The organism is Binatus sp. (SeqCode) (genome assembly GCF_050013435.1).
GTDB lineage: Bacteria > Desulfobacterota > Binatia > Binatales > Binataceae > Binatus.
Map to the genome: position 1 here is coordinate 1 of NZ_JBEKFG010000064.1, position 22517 is coordinate 22517.

26 protein-coding genes are annotated in these 22517 nt (G+C 61.9%); 10 read left to right on the forward strand and 16 right to left on the reverse strand.

Annotated features, from left to right (window positions below; genetic code table 11):
* Positions 1-122 precede the first annotated feature (122 nt).
* From ABSB13_RS12710 to ABSB13_RS12720, 3 genes are read right to left on the reverse strand one after another with little or no spacing between them, the layout of a single operon-like run.
* Positions 123-881: a Phenylacetic acid catabolic protein gene (locus ABSB13_RS12710; RefSeq protein ID WP_428109026.1), complete on the reverse strand. Its 759-nt coding sequence runs from the start codon at positions 879-881 to the stop codon at positions 123-125.
* A 13-nt stretch (positions 882-894) separates the two neighbouring features.
* Complete coding sequence (locus tag ABSB13_RS12715) at positions 895-1332, reverse strand: MaoC/PaaZ C-terminal domain-containing protein (RefSeq protein WP_428109028.1); 438 nt, start codon at positions 1330-1332, stop codon at positions 895-897.
* A 23-nt stretch (positions 1333-1355) separates the two neighbouring features.
* The gene (locus ABSB13_RS12720) at positions 1356-1805 is read right to left on the reverse strand and encodes a MaoC family dehydratase N-terminal domain-containing protein (protein ID WP_428109031.1); all 450 of its coding nucleotides are present in this window, start codon (positions 1803-1805) and stop codon (positions 1356-1358) included.
* A gap of 160 nt (positions 1806-1965) precedes the next feature.
* Between ABSB13_RS12720 and ABSB13_RS12725 the strand changes: the two genes are divergently transcribed.
* Positions 1966-2259, forward strand: coding sequence for a 4a-hydroxytetrahydrobiopterin dehydratase (locus ABSB13_RS12725; RefSeq protein ID WP_428109033.1), 294 nt, complete (start codon positions 1966-1968; stop codon positions 2257-2259).
* 21 nt (positions 2260-2280) lie between these two features.
* Here the strand turns inward: ABSB13_RS12725 and ABSB13_RS12730 are convergent, their stop codons facing one another.
* From ABSB13_RS12730 to ABSB13_RS12750, 5 genes are all read right to left on the reverse strand, one after another.
* Entirely contained in the window at positions 2281-2919 is a 639-nt protein-coding gene (locus ABSB13_RS12730) for a deoxynucleoside kinase (RefSeq protein ID WP_428109035.1), read from the reverse strand.
* Positions 2920-2947: 28 nt separating this feature from the next.
* On the reverse strand, positions 2948-3805 hold the full coding sequence (locus ABSB13_RS12735) for a tetratricopeptide repeat protein (RefSeq protein ID WP_428109038.1): 858 nt from the start codon (positions 3803-3805) through the stop codon (positions 2948-2950).
* A 236-nt stretch (positions 3806-4041) separates the two neighbouring features.
* Positions 4042-4983 (reverse strand): 4-hydroxy-3-methylbut-2-enyl diphosphate reductase, encoded by a 942-nt coding sequence (gene ispH, locus ABSB13_RS12740; protein WP_428109082.1) that lies wholly within the window; start codon positions 4981-4983, stop codon positions 4042-4044.
* Positions 4984-5090: 107 nt separating this feature from the next.
* The gene (locus ABSB13_RS12745; RefSeq protein ID WP_428109040.1) at positions 5091-5792 is read right to left on the reverse strand and encodes a molybdenum cofactor biosynthesis protein MoaE; all 702 of its coding nucleotides are present in this window, start codon (positions 5790-5792) and stop codon (positions 5091-5093) included.
* A 4-nt stretch (positions 5793-5796) separates the two neighbouring features.
* Positions 5797-6294, reverse strand: a complete 498-nt coding sequence (locus tag ABSB13_RS12750; RefSeq protein WP_428109043.1) for a MogA/MoaB family molybdenum cofactor biosynthesis protein — start codon at positions 6292-6294, stop codon at positions 5797-5799.
* 110 nt (positions 6295-6404) lie between these two features.
* Between ABSB13_RS12750 and ABSB13_RS12755 the strand changes: the two genes are divergently transcribed.
* Positions 6405-7115: a TVP38/TMEM64 family protein gene (locus tag ABSB13_RS12755; protein WP_428109045.1), complete on the forward strand. Its 711-nt coding sequence runs from the start codon at positions 6405-6407 to the stop codon at positions 7113-7115.
* Positions 7116-7126: 11 nt separating this feature from the next.
* On the forward strand, positions 7127-8650 hold the full coding sequence (locus ABSB13_RS12760) for a mercuric reductase (protein WP_428109048.1): 1524 nt from the start codon (positions 7127-7129) through the stop codon (positions 8648-8650).
* Positions 8651-8677: 27 nt separating this feature from the next.
* Here the strand turns inward: ABSB13_RS12760 and ABSB13_RS12765 are convergent, their stop codons facing one another.
* A complete protein-coding gene (locus ABSB13_RS12765) occupies positions 8678-8881 on the reverse strand; it encodes a cold-shock protein (protein ID WP_331584212.1) in 204 nt (67 codons plus the stop codon).
* Positions 8882-8970: 89 nt separating this feature from the next.
* Between ABSB13_RS12765 and ABSB13_RS12770 the strand changes: the two genes are divergently transcribed.
* A complete protein-coding gene (locus tag ABSB13_RS12770) occupies positions 8971-9204 on the forward strand; it encodes a hypothetical protein (RefSeq protein WP_428109050.1) in 234 nt (77 codons plus the stop codon).
* Here ABSB13_RS12770 and ABSB13_RS12775 read toward each other — a convergent pair.
* Both ABSB13_RS12775 and ABSB13_RS12780 read right to left on the reverse strand, forming a co-directional pair.
* Positions 9152-9682: an acyl-CoA carboxylase biotin carboxyl carrier protein subunit gene (locus ABSB13_RS12775; protein ID WP_428109053.1), complete on the reverse strand. Its 531-nt coding sequence runs from the start codon at positions 9680-9682 to the stop codon at positions 9152-9154. The two genes, ABSB13_RS12770 and ABSB13_RS12775, sit on opposite strands and share 53 nt — an antisense overlap.
* Positions 9679-11187, reverse strand: coding sequence for an acetyl-CoA carboxylase biotin carboxylase subunit (locus ABSB13_RS12780; RefSeq protein ID WP_428109055.1), 1509 nt, complete (start codon positions 11185-11187; stop codon positions 9679-9681). Before ABSB13_RS12780 ends, ABSB13_RS12775 begins: the two co-directional genes overlap by 4 nt.
* 263 nt (positions 11188-11450) lie before the next feature.
* Here ABSB13_RS12780 and ABSB13_RS12785 point away from each other — a divergent pair, with 263 nt between their 5' ends.
* Complete coding sequence (locus ABSB13_RS12785) at positions 11451-11666, forward strand: hypothetical protein (protein WP_428109057.1); 216 nt, start codon at positions 11451-11453, stop codon at positions 11664-11666.
* A 362-nt stretch (positions 11667-12028) separates the two neighbouring features.
* Here ABSB13_RS12785 and ABSB13_RS12790 read toward each other — a convergent pair whose 3' ends face one another.
* Both ABSB13_RS12790 and glmS read right to left on the reverse strand, forming a co-directional pair.
* Entirely contained in the window at positions 12029-12808 is a 780-nt protein-coding gene (locus ABSB13_RS12790; protein ID WP_428109060.1) for a hypothetical protein, read from the reverse strand.
* Positions 12809-13164: 356 nt separating this feature from the next.
* Positions 13165-14994, reverse strand: coding sequence for a glutamine--fructose-6-phosphate transaminase (isomerizing) (glmS, locus tag ABSB13_RS12795; protein ID WP_428109063.1), 1830 nt, complete (start codon positions 14992-14994; stop codon positions 13165-13167).
* 533 nt (positions 14995-15527) lie between these two features.
* On the opposite strand from glmS, the gene ABSB13_RS12800 reads away from it, so the two are divergent.
* Entirely contained in the window at positions 15528-16802 is a 1275-nt protein-coding gene (locus ABSB13_RS12800; protein WP_428109066.1) for an AAA family ATPase, read from the forward strand.
* The gene (locus tag ABSB13_RS12805) at positions 16799-17362 is read left to right on the forward strand and encodes a DUF4276 family protein (protein ID WP_428109068.1); all 564 of its coding nucleotides are present in this window, start codon (positions 16799-16801) and stop codon (positions 17360-17362) included. Before ABSB13_RS12800 ends, ABSB13_RS12805 begins: the two co-directional genes overlap by 4 nt.
* 218 nt (positions 17363-17580) lie before the next feature.
* Here the strand turns inward: ABSB13_RS12805 and glmU are convergent, their stop codons facing one another.
* The 3 genes from glmU to ABSB13_RS12820 are packed head-to-tail and all read right to left on the reverse strand — an operon-like array spanning position 17581 to position 19703.
* Positions 17581-18969, reverse strand: coding sequence for a bifunctional UDP-N-acetylglucosamine diphosphorylase/glucosamine-1-phosphate N-acetyltransferase GlmU (glmU, locus tag ABSB13_RS12810; protein WP_428109070.1), 1389 nt, complete (start codon positions 18967-18969; stop codon positions 17581-17583).
* Between the two features lie 12 nt (positions 18970-18981).
* A complete protein-coding gene (locus tag ABSB13_RS12815) occupies positions 18982-19410 on the reverse strand; it encodes a hypothetical protein (RefSeq protein ID WP_428109073.1) in 429 nt (142 codons plus the stop codon).
* Positions 19407-19703 carry a hypothetical protein gene (locus tag ABSB13_RS12820; protein ID WP_428109075.1) on the reverse strand — a complete coding sequence of 99 codons (297 nt, stop codon included), beginning with the start codon at positions 19701-19703 and terminating at the stop codon, positions 19407-19409. The genes ABSB13_RS12815 and ABSB13_RS12820 overlap by 4 nt, the downstream gene beginning before the upstream one ends.
* Positions 19704-19870: 167 nt before the next feature.
* Between ABSB13_RS12820 and ABSB13_RS12825 the strand changes: the two genes are divergently transcribed.
* The 3 genes from ABSB13_RS12825 to hslU form a co-directional block, all read left to right on the forward strand.
* Positions 19871-20761, forward strand: coding sequence for a tyrosine-type recombinase/integrase (locus tag ABSB13_RS12825; protein WP_428109078.1), 891 nt, complete (start codon positions 19871-19873; stop codon positions 20759-20761).
* A 7-nt stretch (positions 20762-20768) separates the two neighbouring features.
* A complete protein-coding gene (hslV, locus tag ABSB13_RS12830) occupies positions 20769-21314 on the forward strand; it encodes an ATP-dependent protease subunit HslV (protein WP_428109084.1) in 546 nt (181 codons plus the stop codon).
* A gap of 29 nt (positions 21315-21343) precedes the next feature.
* On the forward strand, positions 21344-22517 hold a 1174-nt coding region (gene hslU / locus ABSB13_RS12835), incomplete at its 3' end, for an ATP-dependent protease ATPase subunit HslU (RefSeq protein WP_428109079.1).

The following is a 22517-nucleotide window of genomic DNA, read 5'->3' on the forward strand; positions in this document are numbered from 1 at the left end:
TCCAAGCCATCGAAGCGAACGTCCGCTGCTCACTCATCACTCCACCTCCGCACCCATCCATCGATCAACTTCATTCTACCTATATCGATCTACCTATATCGATCGACTTGTGCAGAGGTTCCCTAGGCGAGCCGGTGGGGGTAGGTGGGTGTTAGGGAGGGCATTTCGAGACCTAGCTGCTCGCATCGGCGCGATAGCATCGTGACGTATAGCTCGGCTAGCTCTTCGTTATCGCGCGACTTCAGACCGTAGCGAATGCAGTCGTAGGTGAAGCCGGTGCCGGGCGGGCCGAAGAAGTTCACCGCGCGCGGAATCCATCGGCGCAGCGCGGTGTTGACCGACTTGACGCCGAAGCGCTCGACGGCGTCGCCGAGTTGCTGCGAGGCGAAGATTTCATGATCGGATTCCTCGTCGAGAATTATTTCGGCGGCGCGCGCATGCGGCGCGTAGCTGGACTCCCGGTAGTTTTCGCCGATCATGATGAGGCCGGTCGTATCGAGGCTGAGCGACGCCATCAGCAGGTCGAGCTCGCCGGCGGCCTTGGCGGCGAAGTAGCTGGGCGCATCGAAAGACGGCGCCTTGAGCACGGAAATCATCGATCGGTCCGCGGCTTGCTGGCTGACTCCGAGTTCTTCGAGCGCGTCGTAGATGAGCCGCGCGTGCTTTTTTTCTTCGGCGAAATTTTTCTCGACGGTGGGCCGCAGCGCGGGATTGTCGAGCGTCGCGAGCGCGCGCTGGTAGCCGAGCGCGGTGAGTTTCTCGGCCATCGCGTGCGCGGCCAGCAGCCGCAGCAGCACCTTGGTGTAATGCGGATCGACGCGGCCGTCGCCCAGCGCGGCGGCGTCCAGCGATCGCGGCGGGAACTCGCGCCGGACCGGCATCGCGTTTACCTCGTCAGCTCGCGGCGCGCGAGGGCAGAATGACGGTGGCGGAGCCGGGGGTGGTCTTTTCGCCCTTGGCGTTTTCGAGCCAGATTTCGCAATCGACCATGTGATGGCCGCCTTCGGTGTATTTTTTGGAGACCTTGCCGCGCGCGACGACCTTGGCGCCGGGCTGATCCATCCCGCGGTACTGCACGCTGAGCTTGCGCAGCCATCCATGCTCGCCGGCGAAGTCGGTCATCAGGTGTCCGAGAAACGCGTTCTTCAACGCGCCGTGCAGGATCACGCCGGGCAGCCCGTTGCCGAGCGCGAAATCCTTGTCATAGTGGATTTGATAGAAGTCGCCCGACGCGCCGGCGTACCTGACGAGCTGCTGGGTGGTCGGATTTTTTTCGAGCGGACCGACTTCAGTGCCGACTTCCACATCTTCGAAATAAATTTGCTTCGCCATCGCGGGTATCCCCTTCAGTAACTCTAGTAGCGGATTGAGGTCGAGCGTTGAATGACGCAGACCTCGCCGAACTGGTTGGTGTAAGTGGTCTCTACGACTGCGAAGACCATCGGGCCCAGCCGGCCCGCGGCCTCGCGCAAATCGACGAGCTTGGACTGCACGGTGATGCGGTCGCCGGCGCGAATCGGCGCCAAGTACTCCCAATCCGAGCCGCCGTCGAGGCCGCGGAAGGTCGGCATGTCGAGCTTGATGTTGGGGATCGGCGCGCCCATCGAGCGGCAGAAAGTAGGCGGCGCGATCATGGCGCCGAAGCGGGTCTTGCGCGCGTCGCGTTCGCTGTTGAAGAGCGGATTAGGATCCTCGATCGCCTCGGCGAAGCGGCGAATCGCGCCGCGCTCGACTTCGTAAGTCCGCGGTTCGGAGACCGCGCCGATTTGCTTGCGAGCTTCGTCGGTAACGTATTTGTTAGCCATCGTTGGTTCCCTCGGTGAATTCCAGGCGCTTGCGCCATCTATTACCACAGGCGCGCGCGACGGTATAACGGAGCCGCATTTGCCATTGGGATGCGCGGGACTAGGATGGGGAGCGGAATAAGCCGGCGGTCGCGACCGGCGGCATGCGGAGGATCCCACAATGGCGAAGCTCAACCCGGAGCAAATTGCGGAGAAGCTCAAAGCGCTCCCCGGATGGGAGTACAAGAACAACGCCATTGGCAAAACGTTCAAGTTCAAGGAATACCTGCACGGCATCGAGTTCGTGCAGAAGGTCGCCGAGATCGCCGAGGCCGCCGACCATCATCCCGACATCACGATCAACTACACGCGGGTCACGTTCTCATGCTCGACGCACGATGCCGGCGGCGTGACCGACAAGGACTTCAAGCTGGCGGACAATATCGAGATCGCGTTCAGCGATCGCGACGCGTAAGCCGGCGGCGAACCAAAGCAGTCAGTTTTTGCGCGGGACGAAGTATTGAGTGCCGGCGCCGGCGCGATCGATCTCGCGAATCAGCTCGCCCAGGTCTTCGGGATTGGCGACGAAGTCGAGGTCCGAAGTATCGACGACCAGCAGCGGCGCTTCGTCGTAGTAAAAAAAGAAATCGCGGTAGGCCGATGACACGCGCTCGAGGTAGTCGAAGCTGATGTGGCGTTCGAAGTTACGATTGCGCTTGCGCAGGCGCTCGGCCAGCACCTCGATTGCGGCGCGCACGTAAACGACCAGGTCGGGGCGCGCGATCTCGGCGTCGAGCAGCTTGTACACGTTGTCGTAGAGCTTGAGTTCGTCGGGGACGAGATTCAACGCGGCGAAGATTTTATCCTTGGCGAACAGATAATCGGCGACGGTGGCCTGCGTGAAGAGATCCTGCTGCTTGAGCTCGCGCTGCTGGTTGTGGCGGGTGAGCAGGAAATAAAGCTGCGCGGGAAACGCGTACTTGTCGGGATCCTGGTAAAAGCGCGGGAGGAACGGGTTGTTGTCCGCATCCTCCAGTATCAGGCGCGCACCCAGCTCGCGGGCGAGCGCCTGCGCGAGGCTCGTTTTGCCAACCCCGATGGGGCCTTCGACCGCGATATAGCCGCGCCGGCGCATCGGGCCTCGATTGCGACTCTAGCTCATCTCACTTGCGATGCTTCTTGGCCTGGTCGCGGAGTTTGCGAACCTCGTCGTCGGGCGCGCCGCCGCGCTCTTCCAAATCGGCGGCCGTGTCATAGTCGGGCGGAGTCTTGCTCAGATAGACCTGCGCCAATTCGAGGTTGGCGGTCTTGTCGTCGGGATAATCGCCGATCACGTCATTGAACAGCTTGAAGGTCGCGTCGGGGGTGCCGCCGGCCTTGGCGGCCTGGTTGATCTTGTGCATCATCGGGTCCGCGTCGGGGCCGAGCGTCTCCATCTTGTGCGCTCTGGCCATCAGCATCGCGGCCCGGATGCCCTGATCGTAGGTCTGGACGGCGTCGGCGTACTTCTTGTCCTGCATCTGCTGGTCGCCGATCTTTTCGATGATCGGGATCGCGTCCATGAGCGCGTTTACCGCTTTTTCGCGGGCCGCCGGGATCCTGGTGGTGACCATGATTTCCTTGAGAGTGCCGATGCCTTCGGTGACCTTGCCGGCCTTGACGTCGTCGAGCGCCTTGCCCGAGGAATTCGCCAAGTCCGCGAGCTGCTTGTAGAGCCGAGCCTTGGCGAGGAGTTTCTCATCGGTGGGATCGAACGCCGAGGCGGCGTTGTACTCGCGGCCGGCGCCTTCGTCATCGCCGAGCGCTTCATCTATATGCGCGAGAGACTTGTGCGCGTCGGCGTCATTGGGGTCGGCCTTTATCGACAGCTGGAGCTCTTTTTTGGCGCCCTCGAGATCGCGCTTCTCGAACAGATCTTCAGCTTTGTATAGATGTTTCTTCGCGTCGGACTGGCATCCGCTGACCAGCCCGATGGCCAGCAGGATGGGCAGTACCAGAGCGCGCACCATAACTGTTCGCATCGGAATATTCCTCTCAGGGTTAGGCGAAATCGGGATGAGTCTGCAAGCAATCGCGCGGAATTGTCAAGGCGAAATTTAACCGACGCGCGTGCGAATCCGCTTGTCGGGGATCGCCGCCCGTCTCAACGGGCGTCACGTCGCCGTCGAAGAGGCGCCGACAGTGCAAGCGCAATGGGTTTCGCTGAGCGACAACCAGTGAAAAACGGCCCCTGTGTACCCGTCTCAACGGGCGCGGCTCAGTCGGCGGGCAGCGGGAGCGGGAAATGCACCCGCTCCTTGGCGACGCTGAGCAGCTCGACTTCGGCGCCCGAGCGGGCGAACGCACCGATGATTTCCTCGACCAGCCACTCCGGAGACGAAGCGCTCGCGGTCAGCCCCAGCGCGCGCACGCCGTCGAGCATCGCGGGCTCGACGTCGGCGATCGAATCGACCAGGAACGCCCGCGCGCCGCGCATCCGCGCGACCTCGACCAACCGGTTCGCGTTTGAACTCTGCTTCGAGCCGACCACCAGCACCGCATCGCTGACCTGCACCAGTTCCTTGACCGCGTTCTGGCGGTTCTGGGTCGCGTAGCAGATGTCGTCGGTCCTGGGTTCCTGCATCGAGGGGAACCGCTCCTTGAGCGCCTCCATGATCTCGCGGGTGTCGTCGACACTGAGCGTGGTCTGCGTGACCGCCGCGATGCGCTCGGGATTCTCGACCTTGACGGTGCGTGCTTCGCTCACGCTGCCGACCAGCACCACCTTGCCGGGCGCAACCCCCAGCGTGCCCTTCACTTCCTCGTGGCCGGCGTGGCCGATGAGGATCACGGTGCGCCCCTCGTCGTCGTATTTCTTGACTTCGAGATGGACCTTGGTGACCAGCGGGCAGGTGGCGTCGATAACCCGCAGCGCGCGATCCTTGGCGCGGTCCCATTCGCTGGGCGCGACTCCATGCGCGCTGAAAATCACGCGCTGGCCGGTGGGAACCTTGTCGAGGCTCTCGACAAAAATCGCGCCTTCACGTTCGAGCGCTTCGAGCACGAAACGGTTGTGGACGATCTGATGGCGCACGTAGAGCGGGCGGCCGTAGGAGCGCAGCGCGCTGCGCACCGCCTCGACCGCGCGATCGACGCCGGCGCAGAAGCCGCGCGGCTCAGCCAGGATGATCTTTTCGACCGATGTTTCGCCCAACGCCATCTTGCGATCGTAACTGGTTACTGTCCGCAGGGTCAATAATGCTCCCGTCCCTCGCCCGTTATTTCACGGGAGAGGTTAGGTGAGGGTTCTGCGCCGCGGCTGGGTTTCTATTCAAGCGCCGGTGGGTGCGACGTCTGGCAGCCGATCCATACCTCGCCGCCTTCGAAATGCTCTTTTTTCCAAATCGGCACGATTTCTTTCAGGCGGTCGATCGCGAACCTGCAAGCCTCGAACGCCTCCGCGCGATGCGCCGCAGAGACCGCAATCGCCACCGATGTCTCGCCTATTTCGACGACGCCGATGCGATGCGCGATCGCGATGCGAACGATTTTCCATCGCGCGCCGGCCTCGGCCGCGAGCTTGCGCATCTCGGATAGCGCCATCGGCTCGTAGGCTTCGTACTCGAGGCGAATCACGACCCGGCCTGCGTTGTCGCGGCGAGTGGTGCCGGTGAACGACACGATCGCACCGGCCGCAGGGTCGGCAACTTCGCGCTCGAGGGCGGCTAAGTCGATCGGATTGCGTCCGATGGTGATTTTGCCGACGTATGCGGGCGTATCGGCGCCGCCGCTGACGGGTGGAATGAAGGCAATCTCGTCGCCCGTGCGCGGCTTGAAGCCGGCGTCGACATATTCCTGGTTGACGGCGAAGCCTACGGAGTTGTGATGCCCGCCGAGCGCCGGAAATTCGCCAACCAGATGCCTCCAGATGTCGCCGACTGTTGTGCCGTCGGGAAACTCGCGCGTCAGCTCGGCCGTATGCGCCCGCTCGCGAAGCGTCGCGAACAGTTTGATCGTGAACTTGTTCACTGGTTCATAGACTCAGCAGATAAGCGATGTGCCCGAGCTCGGGGATCAACAGCTTCTCCATCGCCAGCCGGCACGCGTCGGGGGAACCGGGAATCGCGGCCACGAACTTGCCGTGGCGCACGCCGGCGATAGCGCCGCTCATCATCGCGGCCGCTCCGATTTCCTGGAACGAAAGCATCCGGAACAGTTCGCCGAAGCCTGCGAGCTCCTTGTCGATTACCGACTTCACGACTTCGGTGGTGCCGTCGCGCGCGGTAATACCGGTGCCGCCGTTGATGATGATCGCGTCGAGATTCGGCAAATTATTGACCAGCGCGGCGGAAATCCTCTCACCGTCGTCCGGCAAAATTTCGTAGTACACCACCAGGTGGCCGGCTGCCTCCAGCAAAGTGCGGATGAGCTTGCCGCTCTCGTCAGTTTCCGGGCTGCGCGAATCGCTGGCGGTAATTACGCCGACCTTGAGATTTGCGCGCGCGTGCTTTTGGTGATCCTGGACCGACATGCCGATTAGAATTACACAATCCCCGGTGGCATTATAAGCAGTCCGCGATGCTCCCGGTGGAGACCAAAAGGGTCGCCCGCCGCGCGAGCTATCAATCCCGGAACCTCAAGATGACCACCGCGACCAGCCCAGCCGCCGGTTTCCTTCGCCCGAAAATTCTACTGATCGCCGCCGCCGCAATCGCGATCCTCTACGGCGCGCATCGCATTGGCGCCGGACCGTGGCTGACCAACGCGCTTGACTGGATTGCCGGCTTGGGTGCGCTGGCGCCGGTCGCGTTCATCGCAATCTACATCGTGGCGTGCGTCGCGTTTGTTCCGGGATCGATCCTCACGATCGGCGCCGGCGTGATTTTCGGCGTGCTGCGCGGGTCGATCTACGTTTCGATCGCCGCGACGCTCGGCGCAACGGCGGCTTTTCTCGTGGGCCGTTACCTTGCGCGCGACTGGGTGAGCGCAAGACTCGAAGGCAACGCGAAGTTCAAAGCGATCGACGAAGCGGTCGGGATCGAAGGATGGAAGATAGTTGTCCTGACGCGCCTGTCGCCGGTGTTTCCATTCAACCTGCTCAACTATGCCTACGGGCTGACCCGCGTGACTTTGCGCGACTACTTTCTTGCCTCGTGGGCCGGGATGATTCCCGGCACAATTCTCTACGTGTATATCGGCTCGCTGAGCGGCGACCTCGCGCGCGCGGCCGGGGGCAGCGCAATGCGCACGCCGGCTGGATGGGCGCTCACCGCGGTGGGATTCGTCGCGACCGTCGCGGTCGCAGTGTACGCAACGCGAATCGGCGCTCGGGCGCTGCGCGAAAAGACTTAGGGGACACATCGATGGGATCGCACGTGCTGAAGCATGAGCCGCCAGACGCTTACAACCTCGCCCTGACTGAAAATCTGCATCCCGCCGGATGGATCAACCCGCAGCCCGCGCGTCGCTACAACCTGGTGGTGATCGGAGCCGGGCCCGCCGGTCTCGTGATCGCTGCGGGCGCCGCCATGTTGGGCGCGAAGGTTGCTCTCGTCGAGCGTGACCTGATGGGCGGCGATTGCCTGAACTTCGGATGCGTCCCGTCCAAGGCGCTGATCCGCTCGGCGCGAGCGGCCGCGGCGGTTCGCGACGCGGGCCGCTTCGGCGTCGAGGTCCCGCCGGGTGTGCGGGTAAATTTTCAGGCCGTGATGGAGCGGATGCGCAAGCTGCGCGCCGAACTCAGCCCGACCGACTCCGCCAGTCGATTTCGCTCCTTGGGCGTCGACTTGTTTATCGGTGACGGTCGTTTCGCCGGGCCCGACTGCGTGGAGGTGGACGGTATGCAGCTTCGTTTCAAAAAGGCCGCGATCGCCACCGGAGCGCGCGCCGCCGCGATCCCGATACCGGGTCTTGCACAGGCCGGCTATCTGACCAACGAGACCGTTTTTTCGCTGACCGGGTTGCCGCGGCGAATTGCCGTGATCGGCGCCGGGCCGATCGGATGCGAACTGGCGCAGGCGTTTGCGCGATTCGGCGCGGATGTCACCCTCCTCGAAGTCGCCCCGCAAATCCTGATTCGCGAGGATCGCGACGCCGCCGAGCGAGTCGAGCGCGCGATCGTCCGCGACGGCGTGGAAATCGTCACCGGATGCAAAATTTCCGCCGTCGAGTTGCGTGGCAATGAAAAAATAATCGCGACCGAGCGCGACGGCGTCAGCCGCGAGATTATCGCCGACGAGATTTTGATCGGCGTCGGTCGAGTCCCCGCGGTGGAAGGGTTGAATCTCGAAGCGGCGATGATCGAATACGACCGCCAAAATGGCGTGAAGGTCGATGACTACCTGCGCACGACCAATCCGATAGTGTACGCGGCCGGCGACGTCGCATCGCCATACAAGTTTACTCACCTCGCCGACGCGCACGCGCGAATCATACTCCGCAATGCACTATTCTTCGGGCGCCGGCGCGCGAGCCAACTGACTATTCCATGGTGTACCTACACCGATCCTGAAATAGCGCACGTCGGACTATACGAAGCCGAGGCGCAACAGCGTGGAATCAAAGTCGCGACCTATACGCAGGAACTGGCCGAGGTCGATCGCGCGGTGCTGGACGGAGAAACCGACGGCTTCGTGAAGCTGCACGTCCGCCAGGGGAGCGATCGGATCGTCGGTGCGACCGTGGTCGCGAGCCACGCGGGCGAGATTATCTCGGAACTCACCACCGCGATCGCCGCGGGGATCGGACTGGGCCGCCTCGGTGACGTGATCCATCCTTACCCGACCCAGGCCGACGCGATCCGCCGCGCCGCCGGACTCTACACGCGCACCCGGCTCACGCCACTGGTCGCGGGACTGATGAAGCGCTGGTTCGCTTTCACGCGATGAGCGGCGGATTGCGGATCGGGTGCGGATTTACCGCAGGCGCAGGTTGAATGCCTGACGACCCTTCTCGCCCGGGCGGACGTCGAACTGAACTTCGTTGCCCTCGCGCAGGTCGTCGAAATAGACCTTGGGCGACAGCGCCGAGCGATGAAAGAAAACTTCGTCGCCGCCGTCGTCCGCGATGATGAAGCCGAAGCCCTTGTCCTTGACTACCTTCTTGATTGTGCCAAACACGCGATCCTCCCCCGGCCGCTACGATGCCGGCGCCTTGAGCTTACGACGCCGGCGATTTAAGTAAAGACGTACCCCCACGAGGCGCGCGCATGCTCAAGGCCGTCACACTGAAGGAAATTGAAAGAATCTTCGCGGTGATCGAACCGATGGGAATCTCGCGCGAGGCGGTTGTGATTCCGCTGCGCACCGAGCATCCGGGGCGCGTCTCGGTTTTGCAAGGCGGCAAGTTTGAGATCGTCGTCGAGCGCGACGGCGATTTCGAGGATTGGATCACTCAGCTCGAGGCGCGGATTCGCGGACTGACGGAGCCGGCGACGGACTGAGCTCGATCAGCACCGCGCCGTGATCGACCATCTGGCCCTCCTCGACGCGAACATGTTTCACCATCGCCGCGCTCTCGGCGGCCAGCGTGGTTTCCATTTTCATCGCTTCGATCACGACCAGCGGCTGCCCCGCCTCGACCAGGTCGCCATCGCGCACCATCACCATCAGCACCTTGCCGGGCATCGGCGCGATAATTTCGGGCGCTGCGAGCCCGTGCCCGCGGCGCCGGGAAGCCGCTTCTGCGGGCTTGAACTCGAACGACGCGGGACCGACTGAAACGAGTATCGAATCCCTTCGCCGCGCGCCGAAAACCCGGTAGCGCCGCCCGTCGATCGCAAGCACCCCGCCGCCGTCCGCGTTGGGCGTGAACTCAGCAGTGAGTTGCCGGTCTCCGATACGGACGCGAATCGCGGCGCCGTCGCGCGAGATCACTTCGGCGTCGATCTCGCGCAAGTCGCCCGCCCGCGTGAGTTTCATCGCCGCGATCCCCACAGCTCGAAGTTTTTGAGACTGTCCCACGGCGAGCGACGCTCGGCGCCGGCCGGCGACGTCGACGCGGCGCCGTCGGACGGGATATCGCCCATCGCGCCGCCGGCGGTGATCGCCGCTGCGACAATTGCCGCATCGATTTCAGGCTTGCCGATCTCCCACCCGGAAAAGAAAGACTCGATGAAGTGCGTCGAGAGTTCCGCCTCGCGAAATTGCCCGCTCGCTACGATATCGCGCAGGTAGGCGGCGTTGTTCGTCACGCCCAGCAAGGCGAATTCGTCGAGCGCGTTGACCAGCCTGCCGCGCGCCTCCTCGCGATTGGCGCCGTAGCAGACCAGCTTGCCGAGCAGGCCGTCGTACCATGGCGTCACTTCGGCGCCGCGCGCCAGATGCGAGTCGAAGCGCACGCCCGGTCCGCCGGGCACGCTCAGATGAAGCACGGTTCCGGTCGCGGGACGAAAGTCATGCTCGGGATCCTCGGCGTTGATTCGGCATTCGATCGCCGCGCCGCGCGGGGCCGCGGGCTCCGCCAGCTTGCCGCCCGACGCGATCCGCAATTGCTCGCATACCAGGTCGCATCCAAAACGCATCTCGGTCACGGGATGCTCGACTTGCAGGCGCGCGTTGACTTCGAGGAAGTAGAAGTTGTCGCCCTCGACCAGAAACTCCGCGGTGCCCGCGTTGGTGTAATGCGCCGCGCGCGCGAGTTTCAGCGCCGCGTCGATTATTTTCGCGCGCATCGCGCCGCTGAGTCCGGGCGCCGGCGACTCCTCGATAATCTTCTGATGCCGCCGCTGGATGGAGCAATCACGCTCGCCCAGCGCGGCCACCGCGCCGTGATTGTCGCCGAGCAGCTGTATTTCGATATGGCGCGGATGCGCGAGATATTTTTCCACGAATATCCGCCCGTCGCCGAACGCCGCCGCCGCTTCGCGCGCGGCCGCTCCCAGCGCGCTCTCGAGTTGCGCGGCTTGCGCCACCACCCGCATCCCGCGCCCGCCTCCGCCTGCCGCCGCCTTGACCACCAGCGGGTAGCCCACCAGCGCGGCAAACTCGCGCGTCGCGGAAATTTCCGCGGCTTCGATTCCCGGCACCACCGGGACCCCGGATGCGACCGCGATTCGCCGTGCCGCGACTTTGTCGCCGAGCGCCGCCATCACCTCCGGCCGCGGCCCGACAAACACGATGCCCGCATCGGCCGCAGCCTGCGCGAACTCGGGACGCTCGGAGAGAAATCCGTAGCCCGGATGAATCGCGTCGGCGCCGGATCGCTTTGCGGCGGCGATTATCGCCGCGATATCGAGGTAGCTCTTTGCGGGCTGGGCGGGTCCGATCGCAATTGCCTCGTCAGCCGCGCCGACGTGTGCGCTTTTCGCGTCCGCCGCCGAATAGACAGCCACGGTTTTAAGCCCGAACAGGCGCGCGCTGCGGATGATCCGCAGCGCGATTTCGCCGCGATTGGCGACCAGCAGTTTGGTGAGCGCGCGTTCCATCGATTCGTCGCAAAAACTAGCACAAGTCGTGTCCACGTAAAGCGCCACGCCCGCGGGCGCCGGTCAGAAGGGGGAAGCTTAACCGGAATGGGGAAAATATTTTACCAATTGATCGTCAAAAAGATTGATCGACGGTGCGATTTCACTATGTTGTTTGATCCGAGTCTGACTCGGGCGTGCGATTGCAAGGTTGAAACGAAAAACATCGTCATGCGTACCAACTGCCGGGACAGACCAATTGACTTGAGGAGCGCGAGCGGAGAATGAGCGAGAAAACCACGGTCCGTACGGTGTACGACTTCCCCGTCGCCGCTCATCTGTGCGACGGCGGAACCGTGCGCTACGTAAAACTAGTCCGCCGCAGCGGCCAACCGCCCGAAGGCACCTGCCAGCAGTGCAAGACCTCGTTTCAGTACCGAAAGCCCAAAGCCGCAAAAAACGCGCGCCATCCCGACGGCGAGGGCATCGTCCACTTTTAGCTTTTCACTGGTGGGCCCGTCTCAACGGGGCGTCACGTCGCCGTCGAAGAGGCGCCGACAGTGCAAGCGCAATGGGTTTCGCTGAGCGACAGCCAGTGAAAAACGGCCCCTGTGAACCCGTCTCAACGGGTCGCAACGGGCGTCACGTCGCCGTCGAAGAGGCGCCGACAGTGCAAGCGCAATGGGTTTCGCTGAGCGACAGCCAGTGAAAAACGGCCCCTGTGAACCCGTCTCAACGGGTCTCAACGGGCGTCACGTCGCCGTCGAAGAGGCGCCGACAGTGCAAGCGCAATGGGTTTCGCTGAGCGACAACCAGTGAAAAACGGCCCCTGTGAACCCGTCTCAACGGGTCTCAACGGGTCTCAACGGGTCTTCACCAGCATGATCCGCGGGCCCTTGTAGTAGCGCGTGGCGTCATCGCCGAGGAACGTAAATCCGTCGTTCGGATCGAACCATGCGTGAATCTTCGGCGCCAAAGGCGCGACGATGATGTTCAACCATCCGAAATCCGGCCGGACTTCGACTCGGATCGCCTCGGCGCCGTAGGGCGCCCACACCGCATTTGCCGGATCGATCTTCACGCTGATCGCAAGTATCTTCGGGCTGGGCGCGCAGTTGAAGATGTGGATTGGACGAGCCAATCCCCGGTCGGGCGCGCGCAATAAATCCTGAATCGGAATCGCGATGCTTGCGCCGGCCCAGGTGTTGTCCGGGATGATGAGCAGTTCGGCCTGATCGCTCTTTTTTGCGCCGGAGTTGTCGATACAAGTCGCGGCGCCCGACTTCAGATCCAGATGAGCGCGTCGCTGGATCGATCCGTCGGCGTTGAAGAACGTATGATCGAATTCGACCAGCCGGGGCGGCTCGCCGCCGGCTCCCAGCTGCAACTGGCCGGTCTCGACGTCGGACTGATCATCATAGTACTGATTCTCGCCGTGCAGCGTCGCGCCGTCGCCGGTATTCTCCAAATGGTAGTGGCCGCGCCCGATCGCAATACCGGTATCGGGATTCAGAATCACAAAACTGGTCGGCGGAAACTTGAGCGCATCGGCTGAGAACGCGGGGCGCGCGCCGGCCGTTGTCAGGATTATCGCCGACGCCGCGACCGCGACGGTCCATCCTCGCTTCCGTGTTGTAATCATGCCCTTGCCAATGCACCCCTTGTCTGGAACGTTAACTCGACAAGCGAGCTGCGCGCTAGCTGCGCGATTAAAGACATCTGATGGTGGATTCGGTGGCGCTGGAGATCGTCACCGGCGCCCAGCGTCTGCAATTCGGCCTCCGCCTGCTCCGCCCGGATTAAACCCCGGCCGTGGCGACGGCAGCGCAGTATTCAGCCATTGGCAGGGGCCGCGCGCGACAACGGAGCGCGGCCTTAACACTGAGTGCAGGGCTCAGCCCTGCGGTGCAGGGGTCACCCCTGCCCAAGGAGGTGCGGAACCCATGGTGGGTTCCGCATTTAATAAGGTGATTTCCCCTTCCCCACACGCCGCCCTGCCTATTCCACCGTCACCGACTTCGCCAGATTGCGCGGTTGATCGACGTCGGTGCCGCGCTCCACCGCGATATGATACGCGAGCAATTGCAGCGGCACCGTCATCAGCACCGGCGTCAGCATCCGGTTGGTCTCCGGCACCTCGATAATTTCCGCGGCGACGCTTTTCAGCTCGGCGGTGGCGCGATTGGTCAGCGCGATAATCCGCCCGTTGCGCGATTCGACTTCCTTGAGATTCGACATCGACTTCTCAAACAGGTCGTCATTGGGAATTATCACCACCACCGGCATCTTCTCGTCGATAAGCGCGATCGGCCCGTGCTTCATCTCGCCCGCGGAGTACCCCTCGGCGTGAATGTAGGAAATTTCCTTCAGCTTGAGCGCGCCCTCGAGCGCGATCGGGTAGTTGATACCGCGGCCGAGGAACAGGAAGTCCCGCGCCGGCGCGTACTTGCGTGCGATCTGCTGAATATTCGGCTCGCGCTCGAATATAGCCTCGATCTGTCCGGGGATCGCCAGCGCCGGCTGCAGCAACTTGGCGACCTCCGCGCCGGACAGCCGTCCCATCCGCGCCGCCAGATGAATCGCGAACAGATAGTAAGCCTCGAGTTGCGTGAGGAAGCATTTGGTCGTCGTCACGCTCGTCTCGGGACCGCATCGCGTGTACAACTGCGCGTCGGCCTTGCGCGCGATCGACGAATCCACCGTGTTGGTGATCGCCAGCAGATGCGCACCGCGCGCGCGTCCTTCTTCCATCGCGGCGAGCGTGTCGGCGGTCTCGCCCGACTGCGACACGGCGATGATCATCGTGCGCCCGTCGATCGGCGGCCGGCGATAGCGGAACTCGGATGAGTAATCGACCTCGACCGCAATCCCGGCCAGTTCCTCGATCATGAACTTGGCGACCTGCGCGGTTATCCACGACGCGCCCGCACCCAGCATCACGATTCGCCCGATCGACGCGGGCCCGCCCACAGGCAGCAGTTCGCCTTCGAAGCGGACGCTGGTCGAGCCGCCGTCCGCCCGCCCCGCCATCGTGTCGATCCACGCCTGCGGCTGGTCGTTGATTTCCTTGCGCAGGTAATGGCGAAAGCCGCCCTTGGTGGCGGCGACGGCGTCCCATTCCACTTGCCGGGGCCGGCGAGTAACCGGACTGCCGTCGAACTTCATCAGCCGCGCGGCGGTGGCGGTGACCTCGGCAAGCTCGCCGTCTTCCAGCACGATCGCGGAGCGCGTGTGTTCGAGAATCGCGGGAATATCCGACGCGATAAAGTTCTCGCCGTCGCCCAGCCCCAGGACCAGCGGCGTCGCGGTCTTGGCGGCGACCAGCTTGTCGGGTTCGGTTTCCGACAGCACGACGATCGAGAACGAACCGCGCAGCCGCAAGACGGCTTCGCGCACCGCCTCGGTCAGCCCGCGGCCGCCTTTGAGCTTTTCCTCGATCAGATGCGAGATCAGCTCGGTGTCGGTTTCGGAGCGGAGCTTGTGGCCGCGAGCGAGCAGTTCGGCGCGCAGCTCGATGAAGTTCTCGACGATGCCGTTGTGGATGACGGCGACCGGGCCGGCTTTGTGCGGATGCGCGTTTTCCTCCGACGGGCGCCCGTGAGTCGCCCATCGCGTGTGCCCGATTCCGATATGGCCTCGCAGCGGGGAGTCGGCCAGCAGATGGCGCAGGTTTTCGAGCTTGCCCTTGGCGCGGCGAATTTCGAGCTTGTTGTCAACTAAAGTTGCGATACCGGCCGAATCGTAGCCGCGATACTCCAGCCGGCCCAGCCCTTCGAGCAGGATCGGGTAGGCTTCGCTCGGCCCGACGTATCCGATTATTCCGCACATGATCGTTCGCTCCTTTCCCCGGATTCGCAGGGAAGTTTGCAGAGTTATCCGAACCCACCGGCTCAGGGCGAAACGATCGCGATACGATTTGTGCAGGAGAGTTTAGAAAATCACGTCAGAGCCGGATGCTCTGCCACTGGAGGCGTACTTTGTCGCGCGGTCACCCGCGCGGTTTTTTCACTGCTCGCCTCTATCGACTGTGGAGCCGGGAAGCCATCCGCCGAATCTTTCGATACTGCTTCCACCTCGTCAACTCATGGCGCGATGCGGCCATGAGTCCTGGCGCTACTCTCGCTTCTGGTTTTCTATCGCTTCGACCGTCACCTCGTTCGGATGATTATTCCCCCGTGCGCGAGTCAGCACAAGCGCCGCGTTCAAGAGCATCCCCGGCGTGTCCCGGATTGAATAGCTGCCCGGAATCCGATCGCCTGCGCGGCGGTCTATTCCCAAGAAGAAACGCTTGTGGTAGTTGGCTGGTACTTCGTCATTCCGGGAGAGTTGCGTCGCACACTTGTCCGGCCGCAGGAGGAAAGATGGCACCGAGCATGAACGCCTCAAGCGTGCGGTTGACCAATTTCAAGCTGCGGGCCTACCGTTCCTGTAAGAGCACTTCGTTCGCACCTGATACTCGCGTTACCGCTCTCATCGGATCCAACGGCTCAGGCAAAACCAACGTTCTCCAGGGCTTGATGCTTCTTTGCGGAGTAAGGGCTAACCCCTATCGGCCAGGAGAAGACGACCTATTCGCTCTAAAGTCGCAAATTTTCGCCACATTTTCATTTGATAAAAAATCAGTATACCTCCGGAGGTCCGTTGTATATCGACCTACGGATCAAAATCGAGATCAGCTGCTCTATTCGCATGACGAATGGAACTTCGAGGAGATAAGCGGAAAAAGACAATGGTTGGAGTTTCCGTCACCTGAAGACCTTCGCTACGGGTCTTACGGTCATCATATGAATCGACGATGGTATATCTCTCATCGTCGCTCCGGCTCGGGAATTGTACGCAGACCGGTTGAGATGCCAAAAGCATCAAAAAAAATATGGGACGCGTTGAACGCCATTCACGATTTCCAATCTCGCACCGCCTACTACAGCGCTTCGCAATTTACGAATCCTGCACAATGCCCGTCTTCGTTCGAGATAGACGAGGACGGGGACCTCTATGAACAAGAATCGTTCTCCACGCGCTCACGCGATCATCTCCAGTTCATCTATCAGCTTTACCGAATGCGCGAGAGGAAGGAATCGCTTTACGAATCCTACATGTCGCTGGTGGACGAGAGAGGGCTAGGGCTAATTCAAAAAATAAAATGGAGAGAAAACAAATATTCTACAAAGGCGTACGAAGTGCGTGCCGGCGGGAAGGTTATTTCAAAGAGCCGGAAGCGCTTCCTGATCATACCGACTGTGCACATCGGAGACTCGGAGCTTTCCTTCGCGCAACTGTCCGAAGGTTCCTTCAGGACTTTGGCCATTTTGTTCTATGTTGTGACTGATACGAGCTGCCTTCTCCTGATCGAAGAGCCGGAAGTGTGCGTGCACCACGGCTTGCTGACCAGCGTGGTCGAAATCATCAAAGATTTTGCGCGGAAAAAACAGGTAATCTTTTCTACTCATTCCGAAAATATTCTAGATCAGCTGGAGCCTGAACAGGTGCGCCTTGTACGTAAAGATATTTTCGGCACTACGATCAGTACAATCTCTGAGAGAATGTCTGCCCAACAGTTCCGAGCACTCAAGAAATATCTGCAAACCGAAGGTAATCTCGGTGAGTATTGGCGTTCCAGCGGATTTAGCGAATGAATCGGCTAGGAGTGATAGCAGAAGAAGAAAATGACGTCGATGTTGTGCGCTGCATTGCCGCGAAGATAGTTAGGCGTGAGGTTCCTATTGAGAAATTCGTCGGTCATGGATGCAGCAAGGTTCGCGCAAAGTGCCGGAGTTGGGCCTCTACACTTCGCGATAGAGGTTGTCGGTTGCTTGTCATTCTGCACGATTCAGATACTGTAGATCCGGTCGAAGTTAAGGACGAGTTAGTACAGAAACTTGGTTCGTCTCCTATTGCGTTACACATAATCGTCATTCCGGTCAGGGAAATTGAAGCTTGGCTGTTGGCTGACGACCAAGCGATAGGGCAGGCGATGAAGCTTTCACAGCCGATGAAACGCGTTGCGAACCCCGAACGCGTGATGAATCCTAAAGAGCATCTTAGGGATCAGATTTTCATCAGATCGGGGCACAAGACGCGCTATGTAAATACTATTCACAACAAAAGGATTGCTGCGGTATGCAAATTGGCGAACTTGAGGCGATGCGCGTCGTTTGCTCCGCTGGAGTTGTTTCTTAGTACCCATTTGCGTTGATTAGGCGCTCGGGCGCTGACCGTATCGCGGGTTGCCGCCTTTTGCATCCATCCCGCGCGCCTCTTCCCTAACCGCTTTTAACAGGCCGTCAGGCCGCATCTTTGCTTTTCACTGGGTGCAGGGGTCATCCCTGCCCGTGCCGACGGCAGCGCAGTATTAAGCCGTTGGCAGTGGGCGCGCGCGACAACGGAGCGCGGCCTTAACATTGGGTGCAGGGGTCACCCCTGCCCGTGGCGCTTGCGCCAGGCCGCCATCCAGCCGGCCCTTTCGCGCTGCGGATGATGCGACATAACCAGCGAGCCGTCCGACACGTCGCGAACAATTGTCGTCCCCGACGCGACGAACACGTCGCTGCCGACCTTGACCGGCGCGACCAGTTGCGTGTCGCATCCGACCATGCAGCGGTCGCCGATCACCGTTTGATGCTTGTCGTAGCCGTCGTAATTGACCGTGATAACCCCGCATCCGACGTTGGTGTCGGCGCCGATGGTGGCGTCGCCGAGGTAGCTGAGATGGCTGGCCTTGGTGCCGCGTCCGAGCCGCGCCTTTTTGGTCTCGACAAAATTGCCAATCCGGTTGTGCCCGGCGAGTTCGGTGCCGGCGCGCAAGTTGGCGAACGGACCGATTTCGGATTCCTCGCCGATCACGCAATCTTCGGCGCGCACGCCCAGCTTCAGATGGCATCGCGGGCCAACAATCACGTTGCTGAGCCATGCGGTGCCGTCGATTCGCACGCCCTCGCCGAGCTTGCACGCGCCGATAATCTGGACGTTGGGACCGATTACGCAATCGGGCGCGATTTCGGCTCGTTCAGAAATGTAGGCGGTGGAGGGATCGACGATCGTCACGCCGGATTGCATCAGCCTTCGGTTAACCGCCGCACGAATTTCCGCTTCCATATTTGCCAGCTCCTCGCGCGAGTTGATTCCGGCGAATTGCGCCGGGTCGGCAGCAACCCACGCTTCCACTTTTGCATTGCGAGCGCGCGCGATCGCAACGATATCGGTCAGGTAATACTCATCCTGCGCGTTGCCCGGTTTCAGTTCCGCCAGCGCTGACCGAAGGATCGCCGCATCGACCAGGTAAAAGCCGGTGTTGATTTCCTTGATGGCGCGCTCGGCCGGCGTCGCGTCGCGGAACTCGACGATTTTCTCGACCCTGCCGCCGCCGTCACGAATCACCCGGCCGTACGCGCCGGGATCGTCAAGCATGATACTGATGAACGAGAGCTTTGCGCCGCGCTTTCGATGTGCGTCCAGAAAGGCGCGCAGCGTCGCCGGCGTGATTGCCGGCATGTCGCCGTAAGCGATCAGCACGTCGCCGGCGAAGCCCGCGGGAATCTGGCCGAGGCCGCATCGAGCCGCGTCGCCGGTGCCGCGCTGGGGCTCCTGGAGCGCGAATCGCGCTTTGGAGAAGCTTGCAGCGGCCTCGACTTCGCCAGCCTGGTGGCCCACGACGATCACGATTGGCTCGGGCTCGAGCGCGGCGACGGCGGCAATCGCACGCGCGATCATCGGTTCTCCGCCAAGCTCGTGCAGGACCTTGGCCCGCTTCGAGCGCATCCTGGTCCCTTTGCCCGCCGCGAGAATGATTGCGGCAACGCTCATGATCGGCGCCGGCTATTCGTAGTCATCGAAGTTCGAGACTTTCCAGGTGTCGGCGGTTTTGCGCGCGGTGACGAGCAAGTTGCGATTGAAGGAGCCCCCGTCGGGCACGTTGATGGTCGCGCGAAACAAGAACTCGACATGGTCGGTGGCGTCGCGCTCGGCAGTGAGTTTGTAATGCACGGTGGGCTTGTGAGTATTGGCGTCGATTTTCTGGTCGCCGATCATCTGTATCTCGCGATGCAGCTTGTCGAGTGCGAGGCCGGTGCAGAATGGCTCGGCCGCCTTCAGATCGATCGCTACATAGTATTGATCGACGAAGCGATCGGCGACGCCACGCGCGCTGTTGGCCGGATGGCATCCGATGGCAACGATCGAAGCGAATGCCGCGATGAAGAGCAGCGAGGCTCCGCGGCTGCGAAGGAGGAATCTGCGGGACGTCATGACTTTTTCTTGAAGAGAGCCTCCAGCTTGCTCTGCGCGCCGGCTTTGGGTTCCACCGGCCTCCCAACGGCCGCATCGCCGGGCATGAAGTATTCGCAGAAATTAAATCGCTCCTTGTCCACGACCCGCTCGGCCATCGTCTCACGGCAACTGTTGTTGTAGGCGGGATCGAAAAAGCAGCAGTTGCGGCATGCGTGCAGCGCGCGGCCGCATCCGGGACATTCGTCGCGAAAACCGACGCGATCCATCCCGGCGACGAGCTCGATCTTCTTTGCGCAATTCCAGCAGTTCATAGCGAAGCGGCGAGTTCTTCGCGCGGCGTCGTACGCCGCGATATTTCGATAATTCGAAAGCGTTGGTTCCCTTGGGGACGCGCTGAGACAGGCATGCTTTTTCGGCCCAATCGCCGCTGATAGCATAGCCGCTTAAGGTGGGTGCGCGCGAGACAATGGAGGCGGCGGTGGAGGCTTTTGCGGCGGCGCTGAAGAAGGCGTCGCGCGCCGCGGACAACACGGTGACGAGCTATCGTCGCGACCTGCTCGCGTTTCGAAGTTTCATGCTCGAGCGAGCGGCGATGGCCGGCAGAGGAGTCGAGGAAATCGACGTTGCGAGCATCACGGCGGATCATATCCGCAATTACTTGGCCGAATTGATGAAAACCGCAAAACGCGCCACCGTGCAGCGCAGATTGAGCGCGATCAAGGCATTTTTCCGCTACCGCGAGACGACGATTAGCGAGCCAAGCCCCGCGCGATCGATTCGCTCGCCAAAAAATGAAAGGCGCCTGCCGTCGATATTGCAGCCGGACGAAGTTCGCCGGCTGATCGAAGCATCTACCGATGACTCGAAACCTGCGGCGATACGCGATCGCGCGATGTTCGAGACGCTGTATTCGTCGGGGCTGCGCGTCGGCGAGCTGGTCGGGCTCAACTGGCGCGATATCGACGAAGAGCTTGGGATGGTGATGGTGCGGGCGGGCAAGGGCAACAAGGATCGGCTGGTGCCGCTGGGCGAGCCTGCGCTGGATGCGTTGAGGGCGTGGCGGCGTGCGATGCCGGTGGCGTGGGAGCCCGACGGTGCGGTGATAATCAATCTTCGCGGCGGCAGGCTGACCACGCGCAGCGTCGAGATGATCCTGCAGCGGCGATTGGCGGCGGTGGGTCTGAGCGCGGGGATCACGCCGCATGGGCTGCGTCACTGTTTCGCAACGCATATGCTTGGCAACGGGGCGGATCTGCGATCGATACAGGAAATGCTCGGCCATGCGAGCCTGGCGACCACGCAGCGCTATACTCATGTGAGCGTGAATCATTTGAAAGAGGTTTATCGACGTGCCTTCCCACGGGTTTGACAACGGCATCGAGCCGGGCGCCGAAATTCGCCACACCACGATTCTGAGCGTGCGCCACGAAGGGCACGTCGTCATCGCGGGTGACGGACAGGTGAGCGTTGGACAAACGATCATGAAGAGCAAGGCGAAGAAAGTGCGCCGGCTGCATCAGGATCGCGTGCTGGCGGGATTCGCGGGCTCGACCGCGGACGCGCTGACCCTGTTCGACAAGTTCGAATCGAAGCTGCAGGAATACAACGGCGTGCTTCGCCGCGCCGCGGTCGAGTTGGCCAAGGACTGGCGCACGGATCGAATCCTGCGCCGGCTCGAGGCGATGCTGGTGGTGGCGGACAAAGAGAGTTCGCTGCTTATTTCAGGCGTCGGCGACGTGCTCGAGCCCGACGATGGAATATTGGCGATCGGATCGGGCGGCAACTACGCGCTATCAGCGGCGCGCGCGCTGGTCCGCCACGGTTCCGGGATGACGGCGCGCCAGATCGTGGAAGGCGCGATGAAAATCGCGTCGGAAGTCTGCGTTTACACCAACGACCAATTTGTCTTCGAAGAGTTGTAGGCACAATACTTTCAGGAAGTTTCCAGCCGATGGCAGTTCCACAAGTGATGACGCCGCGCGAGATCGTCTCGGAGCTCGACCGCTATATCGTCGGGCAGCATGATGCGAAGCGCGCAGTTGCGATCGCGCTGCGCAATCGGTGGCGGCGGCAGAATGTCGCGCCGGAGTTGCGCGACGAAATTGCGCCCAAGAATATCCTGATGATCGGACCGACCGGCGTCGGCAAGACGGAAATTGCGCGGCGGCTGGCGCGGCTGGCGCAAGCGCCGTTCGTCAAGGTGGAAGCGTCGCGCTACACCGAGGTCGGCTACGTCGGGCGCGACGTCGAGTCGATGATTCGCGACCTGGCCGAAATTGCGGTCAAAATGGTGCGCGACGAAGCGCACGATCGGGTTGCGATCAAGGCGCGCGAGAACGCCGAGGAGCGATTGCTCGATCTGCTGTTCCCGATGCCCACCAAGGTCCGCCGCCCCGCCGGTATCACGCCCGAGGGTAATGTCGAGGCGATCGACAACGACTCGCACAAGGACACGCGCGAGAAACTGCGCAAGCTGCTCAATGGCGGCCATCTCGACGATCGCGAAGTCGAGCTCGAAGTCAGCGCGAACGCCGCGCCGAATATCGAGGTCTTCACCCCGCAAGGGATGGAAGAGATGGGCCTCAACATGAAGGAGCTGATGAATCAGCTCATGCCCAAGAAGACGCGCACGCGCAAAGTGAAGATCCCCGAGGCGCTGGAGCTGCTGACGACGGAAGAAGCGGCGCGGCTGGTGGATATGGAGGCGGTGGCGCACGAGGCGATCAGCCGGGCGGAGCAGTCGGGCATCGTGTTCATCGACGAGATAGACAAGATCGCGGGGCGCGAGTCGCACGGCCCCGACGTCTCGCGCGAGGGCGTGCAGCGCGACCTGCTGCCGATCGTCGAAGGGTCGACGGTCAACACGAAATATGGAGCGGTCAAGACCGACCACATTTTGTTTGTCGCGTCGGGGGCGTTTCACACGTCGAAACCGTCGGACCTGATTCCCGAGTTCCAGGGGCGCTTTCCGATTCGCGTCGAGCTGAAGGCGCTCACCCGCGAAGATTTCATCCGCATTCTGACCGAGCCCGAGAACGCGCTGACCCGGCAATACGTCGCGCTGATGGAGACCGAGGGCGTGCATATGCGCTTCACCGAGGACGGGGTGGCGGCGCTGGCGGAGA